Raw genomic sequence first — 8695 nt, 5'->3', positions numbered from 1 at the left:
GCCCCAGGAGAAGTAGAGGCGGAACGGGCGGGCCCCCCTCGGGGGAACCCGCCGCAACGTTTCTGCAGGCGGCGCGGGGCCGCGCCGGATCAGACCGCGTCGTCCTCGCGGACCGCGCGGCGCGCGTCCGGGTCGAGGACGCCCCAGCTGATCAGCTGGTCGACGAGGAGCGAGGCCGGCTGGTCGTAGATGACGGCGAGGGTGCGCAGGTCGTCCTGGCGGATCGAGAGCACCTTGCCGTTGTAGTCGCCGCGCTGGCTCTGGATGGTGGCCGCGTAGCGCTGCAGCGGACCAGCCTTCTCGGAGGGCACCTGGGCCAGCCGCTCCAGGTCCAGCACCAGGCGCGGCGGCGGCTCGGCCGCACCGCCCGGGGTGCTGCCCGGCAGCAGCTCCTGCACCGGCACGCCGTAGAACTCGGCGAGCTCGGCGAGGCGCTGGACGGTCACGGCGCGGTCGCCGCGCTCGTAGGAGCCGACGACGACGGCCTTCCAGCGGCCCTGGGACTTCTCCTCGACGCCGTGCAGGGAGAGCCCCTGCTGGGTGCGGATCGCGCGCAGCTTGCCGCCAAGCTGTTTCGCGTAGTCGCTGGACAATGTGTCTCCCCGGACGTAAGTGCAAAACAAGTGCTGATGATCACTGCTCTGCCTGGCCTGTGACGGCCGGGACGGCGCGAACCCCACTACGACACAGGGCGCTTCGTCGCTTGGCCGTAACTGAGTGTGAGGTTACGCAGAGTGATATGCGTTCGTCAAGCCGAACGGGGCAGCCGTGTGACTCTCCGGTAACCAGCGGACTCGCCGCAGGTCGGCAGGGGTGCGCCGGGGCGCTGCGTGATCGCCCTGGTAGGGTTGACGGCGGCTCCCCGACGTGCGTCCGATTCCGGGCGTGCGACGGCTGCCCCATCCGTAGACATCCTTTAAGGCCCGTCCCGTGAGGCGGGGAAGGAGGTCGGCTTCGGCATGACCACTGCTGCCCAGCGACAGGTACTGGACCAGGGCGACATCGCCAGGTCCCTGACCCGGATCGCCCACGAGATCGTCGAACGCACCAAGGGTGCCGACGACGTCGTCCTGCTCGGCATCCCCACCCGCGGCGCCCATCTGGCCCGCCGCCTGCACCGCAAGCTCGCCGAGATCACCGGCAACGAGCTCCCGGTGGGCACCCTCGACATCACGATGTACCGGGACGACCTGCGGCTGAAGCCCGCGCGGGCCCTGGAGCACACCGAGATCCCCGCCGACGGCATCGACGGCAAGCTCGTCGTCCTCGTCGACGACGTCCTCTTCTCCGGCCGGACCATCCGCGCCGCCCTCGACGCGCTGGCCGATCACGGCCGCCCGCGCGCCGTCCAGCTCGCCGTCCTGGTCGACCGCGGCCACCGTGAGCTGCCCATCCGCGCCGACTACGTGGGCAAGAACCTGCCCACCTCGCTGCGCGAGTCCGTGAAGGTCAAGCTGGACGAGAAGGACGGCGTCGACGCGGTCCTGCTCGGGGGGTCCGGAGAAACGAACGCGTCGTCGGAAGGCCATAGCAATTGAAGCGCCACCTCATCTCCACTGCGGACCTGACCCGCGAGGACGCGCTGCTGATCCTGGACACCGCCGAACAGATGGCCCAGGTCTCCACCCGCTCCGTCAAGAAGCTCCCCACCCTCCGCGGCCGGACCGTGGTCAACCTCTTCTTCGAGGACTCCACCCGCACCCGCACCTCCTTCGAGGTCGCCGAGAAGCGCCTCTCCGCCGACGTCATCAACTTCTCCGCCAAGGGCTCCTCGGTCTCCAAGGGCGAGAGCCTGAAGGACACCGCGCTCACCCTGCAGGCCATGGGCGCCGACGCGGTGGTCATCCGCCACAGCGCCTCGGGCGCGCCCAAGCTGCTGGCCGACTCCGACTGGCTGCACGGCAGCGTCGTCAACGCCGGTGACGGCACCCACGAGCACCCCACCCAGGCCCTGCTCGACGCCTTCACCATGCGCCGGCACCTGAACCCGGGCGTCGGGCACGACCTGGCCGGCCGCCGGGTCACCGTCGTCGGAGACGTGCTGCACAGCCGGGTCGCCCGCTCCAACGTGCACCTGCTGCACACCCTCGGCGCCGAGGTCACCCTCGTCGCGCCGCCGACGCTGATGCCCTTCGGCGTCGAGACCTGGCCCTGCCGGACCAGCTACGACCTGGACGCGGCGCTCACCAAGGCCGACGCGGTGATGATGCTGCGCGTCCAGCGCGAGCGGATGAACGCCGCCTACTTCCCGACCCAGCGCGAGTACACGCGCCGCTACGGCCTGGACGCCCGCCGTCTGGCGCTGCTGCCGCAGCACGCGCTCGTCATGCACCCCGGTCCGATGGTGCGCGGCATGGAGATCGAGTCGTCGATCGCCGACTCCGACCGCGCGGTCATCGTGGAGCAGGTCGCCAACGGCGTCAGCGTCCGCATGGCCGTCCTCTACCTGCTGCTCGGCGGTTCCGAGCCGGCGATCACCACTTCTTCTGCGAACACGTCCGAGGAGAACGGCAAGTGAGCACCACGAACTACCTGATCCGCGGAGCCCGCATCCTCGGCGGCGACCCGCAGGACATCCGCATCGCAGACGGCCTCGTCGCCGAGATCGGCAGCGGCCTGGAGGCCAACGGCGAGCAGGAGATCGCGGCCGACGGCCTGATCGCGCTGCCCGGCCTGGTCGACCTGCACACCCACCTGCGCGAGCCGGGCCGTGAGGACGCCGAGACCGTCCTCACCGGCACGCGCGCCGCCGCCAAGGGCGGGTTCACCGCCGTCCACGCGATGGCCAACACCTTCCCCGTCGCCGACACCGCGGGCGTCGTCGAGCAGGTCTGGCGGCTGGGCCGCGAGTCCGGCTACTGCGACGTGCAGCCGATCGGCGCCGTCACCGTCGGGCTGGAGGGCAAGCAGCTCGCCGAACTCGGCGCGATGGCCGACTCCGCCGCCCAGGTCCGCGTCTTCTCCGACGACGGCAAGTGTGTGGACGACGCGGTGATCATGCGCCGCGCGCTGGAGTACGTGAAGGCCTTCGGCGGCGTCGTCGCCCAACACGCGCAGGAGCCGCGGCTGACCGAGGGCGCGCAGATGAACGAGGGCGTCGTCTCCGGCGAGCTGGGCCTGGCCGGCTGGCCGGCCGTCGCCGAGGAGTCGATCATCGCCCGCGACGTGCTGCTCGCCGCGCACGTCGGCTCGCGCCTGCACGTGTGCCATCTCTCGACGGCCGGCTCGGTGGAGATCATCCGCTGGGCCAAGGCGAAGGGCTGCGACGTCACCGCCGAGGTGACCCCGCACCACCTGCTGCTGACCGACGAGCTGGTCCGCTCCTACGACGCCGTCTACAAGGTCAACCCGCCGCTGCGCACCGAGGCCGACGTGCTGGCCCTGCGCGAGGCGCTGGCCGACGGCACCATCGACATCGTCGCCACCGACCACGCGCCGCACCCCGCCGAGGACAAGCAGTGCGAGTGGTCCGCCGCGGCCATGGGCATGGTCGGCCTGGAGACGGCGCTGTCCGTCGTCCAGTCCGCGATGGTCGACACCGGCCTGATGGGCTGGGCCGAGGTCGCCCAGCGGATGTCCGCCAAGCCCGCCTCGATCAGCGGCATCCCCGGCCACGGGCGGCCCGTCTCGGTGGGCGAACCGGCCAACCTGGTGCTGTTCGACGATCAGTACCGTGGCGCGGTGAACCCCGACTCCTTCGCCACCCGCAGCCGCAACACCCCCTACCGGGGCATGGACCTGCCCGGACGCGTCGTCGCCACCTTCCTGCGCGGCGAGGCCAAGGTGCTCGACGGAGAGCTCGTATGAGCCTGACTTCCTACCTCGACCTCGCCGAGGCCCCGCACTCCGCTCCGGTCACCCACGTGGGCGACCTGGTCGGCTGGGTCATCGGCATCCTGCTGGTCATCGCGCTGGTCTACTGGCTGATGCGCCAGGGCTGGAACTGGCGCAAGACCGTCCAGTCGGGCCTGCCCGCCCCCGCCGCCGTGCCGTCGCGCACGACGGAGACGATCCTGGAGACCGAGGGCCGCTACGCCGGCACGACGACGGCGGGCGACTGGCTCGACCGGGTTGCCGCGCACCGCCTCGGCGAGCGCAGCCTCGCCGAACTGACCCTCAGCGCCGAGGGCCTGAAGGTGGTCCGCCCCGCCTCGCAGAGCTTCTTCATCCCGGTGGGCGACCTGCGCGGCGCCCGCCTGGACAAGGGCATCGCCGGCAAGGTCTTCCCCGAGGGCGGCCTGCTGGTGATCACCTGGCAGCTCGGCGACACGCAGCTCGACTCCGGCTTCCGGGCCGACCGGTCGAGCGACCACGACAACTGGGTCACCGCGATCGAGGTGCTGATCAAGGCACACGACAAGGTGACCGAAGAAGACAAGAACGACCACAACGTGGAAGGCGCATGATGACCGCACCGGCATCCACCACGACCAGCCGACGCGGCCGCATCCCCGCCGCCTACGTCCTCGAGGACGGCCGGGTCTTCCGCGGCCAGGCCTACGGCGCCGTCGGCGAGACCTTCGGCGAGGCCGTCTTCAACACCGGCATGACGGGCTACCAGGAGACCCTGACCGACCCGTCCTACCACCGCCAGATCGTGGCCATGACGGCCCCGCAGATCGGCAACACCGGCGTCAACGACGAGGACCAGGAGTCGTCCCGCATCTGGGTCGCCGGGTACGTCGTGCGCGACCCCAGCCGGATCTCCTCCAACTGGAGGGCCAAGCGCTCGCTGGACGAGGAGCTGCAGGCGCAGGGCATCGTCGGCATCAGCGGCGTCGACACCCGCGCGATCACCCGCCACCTGCGCGAGGCGGGCGCGATGCGCGCCGGGATCTTCTCCGGCCACGCGCTGGCCGACGACGCGACGATGCTGGAGCGCGTCCGCCAGGCCCCCGCGATGGAGGGCGCCGACCTGTGCGGCGAGGTCGCCACCGACGAGGTCTACGTCGTCCCGGCCATAGGTGAGAAGAAGTTCACCGTGGCCGCCCTCGACCTGGGCATCAAGGGCATGACCCCGCACCGGATGGCCGAGCGTGGCATCGAGGTGCACGTGCTGCCGGCCAACGCCACCGTCGAGGACGTCTACGCCGTCAACCCCGACGGGGTCTTCTTCTCCAACGGCCCTGGCGACCCGGCCACCGCCGACGGCCAGGTGGCCGTGCTGCGCGAGGTGCTGGGCCGCAGGACGCCTTTCTTCGGCATCTGCTTCGGCAACCAGCTGCTGGGCCGGGCGCTCGGCTTCGGCACCTACAAGCTCAAGTACGGGCACCGCGGCATCAACCAGCCGGTGCAGGACCGCACCACCGGCAAGGTCGAGGTCACCGCGCACAACCACGGCTTCGCCGTGGACGCGCCGCTCGACCGGATCTCGGAGACGGCCTTCGGCCGCGTCGAGGTCTCGCACGTGTGCCTGAACGACGACGTGGTCGAGGGCCTGCAGTGCCTGGACCAGCCCGCGTTCAGCGTCCAGTACCACCCCGAGGCGGCGGCCGGTCCGCACGACGCCGCCTACCTGTTCGACCGCTTCTTCGCATCGATGGAGGGCCAGCGTGCCTAAGCGCACCGACATCCAGTCCGTTCTGGTCATCGGTTCCGGCCCGATCGTCATCGGTCAGGCGGCCGAGTTCGACTACTCCGGCACCCAGGCCTGCCGCGTCCTCAAGGCCGAGGGCCTGCGGGTGATCCTGGTCAACTCCAACCCGGCCACGATCATGACCGACCCGGAGATCGCCGACGCGACCTACGTCGAGCCGATCACCCCCGAGTTCGTCGAGAAGATCATCGCCAAGGAGCGCCCCGACGCACTCCTGCCGACCCTGGGCGGCCAGACCGCGCTCAACACGGCCATCTCGCTGGCCGAGGCCGGGACGCTGGAGAAGTACAACGTCGAGCTGATCGGCGCGAACGTCGAGGCGATCAACAAGGGCGAGGACCGCGAGCTGTTCAAGCAGGTCGTCGAGGCCGTCAAGGCCAAGATCGGCCACGGCGAGTCGGCCCGCTCGGTCATCTGCCACTCGATGGAGGACGTCCTCGCGGGCGTCGACGCGCTCGGCGGCTACCCCGTCGTCGTGCGCCCCTCCTTCACCATGGGCGGCGCCGGCTCCGGCTTCGCGCACGACGAGGAGGACCTGCGCCGCATCGCCGGCCAGGGTCTGACCCTCTCGCCGACCACCGAGGTGCTCCTGGAGGAGTCCATCCTCGGCTGGAAGGAGTACGAGCTGGAGCTGATGCGCGACAAGCACGACAACGTCGTGGTCGTCTGCTCCATCGAGAACTTCGACCCCATGGGCGTGCACACCGGTGACTCCATCACCGTCGCGCCGTCGATGACGCTGACCGACCGCGAGTACCAGATCCTGCGTGACATCGGCATCGCCGTGATCCGCGAGGTCGGCGTCGACACCGGCGGCTGCAACATCCAGTTCGCGGTCAACCCGGACGACGGCCGCGTCATCGTCATCGAGATGAACCCGCGCGTCTCGCGCTCCTCCGCGCTGGCGTCGAAGGCGACCGGCTTCCCGATCGCCAAGATCGCGGCCAAGCTCGCCGTCGGCTACACCCTCGACGAGATCCCGAACGACATCACCGAGGAGACCCCGGCCTCCTTCGAGCCGTCCCTCGACTACGTCGTCGTCAAGGTCCCGCGCTTCGCCTTCGAGAAGTTCCCGTCCGCCGACGCGACGCTGACCACGACCATGAAGTCGGTCGGCGAGGCCATGGCGCTGGGCCGCAACTTCCCCGAGGCGCTGAACAAGGCCCTGCGCTCGCTGGAGAAGAAGGGCTCGCAGTTCGACTTCGTCTCCGAGGTCGGCGACAAGGCCGAGCTGCTGGCCAAGGCCGCGGTCCCGACCGACGGCCGGATCAACACCGTCATGGACGCGATCCGGGCCGGCGCCACCCGCGAGGAGGTCTTCGAGTCCACGAAGATCGACCCGTGGTTCGTCGACCAGCTCTTCCTGATCCACGAGATCGCCGAGGAGCTGGCCGAGGCCGAGAAGCTCGACCCGGAGCTGCTGCGCCACGCCAAGCGGCACGGCTTCTCCGACCAGCAGATCGGTGAGATCCGCGGCCTGCGCGCCGACGTGGTCCGCGAGGTCCGGCACGCGCTGGGCATCCGCCCGGTCTACAAGACGGTCGACACCTGCGCCGCCGAGTTCGCCGCCAAGACCCCGTACTTCTACTCCTCCTACGACGAGGAGAGCGAGGTCGCGCCGCGCACCAAGCCCGCCGTGATCATCCTGGGCTCCGGCCCGAACCGCATCGGCCAGGGCATCGAGTTCGACTACTCCTGCGTCCACGCCTCCTTCGCGCTCAGCGACGCCGGCTACGAGACCGTGATGGTCAACTGCAACCCGGAGACCGTCTCCACGGACTACGACACCTCCGACCGCCTGTACTTCGAGCCGCTGACGCTGGAAGACGTGCTGGAGATCGTCCACGCCGAGGAGCTGGCCGGTCCGGTCGCGGGCGTGCTGGTGCAGCTCGGCGGCCAGACCCCGCTGGGTCTCGCCCAGGCGCTGAAGGACAACGGCGTCACCATCGTCGGCACCTCGCCCGAGGCGATCCACCTCGCCGAGGAGCGCGGCGCCTTCGGCCGGGTGCTGGTCGAGGCCGGCCTGCCCGCGCCGAAGCACGGCACCGCGTTCTCCTTCGAGGAGGCCAAGCGGATCGCCGACGAGATCGGCTACCCGGTCCTGGCCCGCCCGTCCTACGTGCTGGGCGGCCGCGGCATGGAGATCGTCTACGACGAGCCCTCGCTGGCCGACTACCTCAAGCGCCACGCCGGCCTGATCTCCGAGCACCCGGTGCTGATCGACCGCTTCCTCGACGACGCCATCGAGATCGACGTCGACGCCCTGTTCGACGGCGAGGAGCTCTACCTCGGCGGCGTGATGGAGCACATCGAGGAGGCCGGCATCCACTCCGGCGACAGCGCCTGCGCGCTGCCGCCGATCACGCTGGGCGGCTACGACATCAAGCGCCTGCGCGCGGCCACCGAGGCCATCGCGCGCGGCGTGGGCGTGCGCGGCCTGATCAACATTCAGTTCGCCATGGCCGGGGACATCCTGTACGTCCTGGAGGCCAACCCGCGCGCCTCGCGCACCGTGCCCTTCACCTCCAAGGCGACGGCCGTGCCGCTGGCCAAGGCGGCGGCACGGATCTCGCTGGGCGCGTCCGTCGCGGACCTGCGCGGCGAGGGCCTGCTGCCCAAGGAGGGCGACGGCGGCGCGCTGCCGCTGGACGCGCCGGTCGCCGTCAAGGAGGCCGTGATGCCGTGGTCGCGTTTCCGCGACATCCACGGTCGCGGGGTCGACACCGTGCTGGGCCCGGAGATGCGCTCGACCGGTGAGGTCATGGGCATCGACTCCGTCTTCGGCACCGCCTACGCCAAGTCGCAGGCGGGCGCGTACGGCGCGCTGCCGAAGACCGGCCGGGTCTTCGTCTCGGTGGCCAACCGCGACAAGCGCAACCTGGTCTTCCCGGCGCGCGCCCTGGTCGGCCTCGGCTTCGAGATCCTCGCCACCAGCGGCACGGCGGAGGTGCTGCACCGCAACGGCATCGACGCGACGGTCGTGCGCAAGCACAGCGAGGGCGAGGGCCCCGCGGGTGAGAAGACCATCGTCCAGATGATCCACGACGGGGAGATCGACCTGATCATCAACACCCCGTTCGGCACCGGGTCCCGCCTCGA

The 8695-nt window shown here is 70.5% G+C and carries 7 protein-coding genes; 6 read left to right on the top strand and 1 reads right to left on the bottom strand.

The features are described from left to right. Positions 1 to 89: 89 nt before the first annotated feature. The gene (bldD, locus tag TR48_RS29300) at positions 90 to 593 is read right to left on the bottom strand and encodes a transcriptional regulator BldD (protein ID WP_037606436.1); all 504 of its coding nucleotides are present in this window, start codon (positions 591 to 593) and stop codon (positions 90 to 92) included. A gap of 366 nt (positions 594 to 959) precedes the next feature. On the opposite strand from bldD, the gene pyrR reads away from it, so the two are divergent. The 6 genes from pyrR to carB form a co-directional block, all read left to right on the top strand. Continuing rightward, entirely contained in the window at positions 960 to 1538 is a 579-nt protein-coding gene (pyrR, locus tag TR48_RS29295) for a bifunctional pyr operon transcriptional regulator/uracil phosphoribosyltransferase PyrR (RefSeq protein WP_042372943.1), read from the top strand. Beyond that, on the top strand, positions 1535 to 2518 hold the full coding sequence (locus TR48_RS29290; RefSeq protein WP_042372941.1) for an aspartate carbamoyltransferase catalytic subunit: 984 nt from the start codon (positions 1535 to 1537) through the stop codon (positions 2516 to 2518). Before pyrR ends, TR48_RS29290 begins: the two co-directional genes overlap by 4 nt. After that, positions 2515 to 3807: a dihydroorotase gene (locus tag TR48_RS29285; RefSeq protein WP_042372939.1), complete on the top strand. Its 1293-nt coding sequence runs from the start codon at positions 2515 to 2517 to the stop codon at positions 3805 to 3807. Before TR48_RS29290 ends, TR48_RS29285 begins: the two co-directional genes overlap by 4 nt. Next, a complete protein-coding gene (locus tag TR48_RS29280; RefSeq protein ID WP_084729865.1) occupies positions 3804 to 4406 on the top strand; it encodes a PH-like domain-containing protein in 603 nt (200 codons plus the stop codon). Before TR48_RS29285 ends, TR48_RS29280 begins: the two co-directional genes overlap by 4 nt. Continuing rightward, on the top strand, positions 4406 to 5560 hold the full coding sequence (carA, locus tag TR48_RS29275) for a glutamine-hydrolyzing carbamoyl-phosphate synthase small subunit (RefSeq protein WP_152628248.1): 1155 nt from the start codon (positions 4406 to 4408) through the stop codon (positions 5558 to 5560). The genes TR48_RS29280 and carA overlap by 1 nt, the downstream gene beginning before the upstream one ends. Next, positions 5553 to 8695 (top strand): carbamoyl-phosphate synthase large subunit (gene carB / locus TR48_RS29270; protein ID WP_042372935.1); only part of this gene is annotated, 3143 nt, incomplete at its 3' end. The genes carA and carB, both read left to right, overlap by 8 nt.

The sequence above is a fragment of the Streptacidiphilus neutrinimicus genome (assembly GCF_000787815.1).
Lineage (GTDB): Bacteria > Actinomycetota > Actinomycetes > Streptomycetales > Streptomycetaceae > Streptacidiphilus > Streptacidiphilus neutrinimicus.
This window is presented reverse-complemented; position numbering and strand designations above follow the sequence as displayed.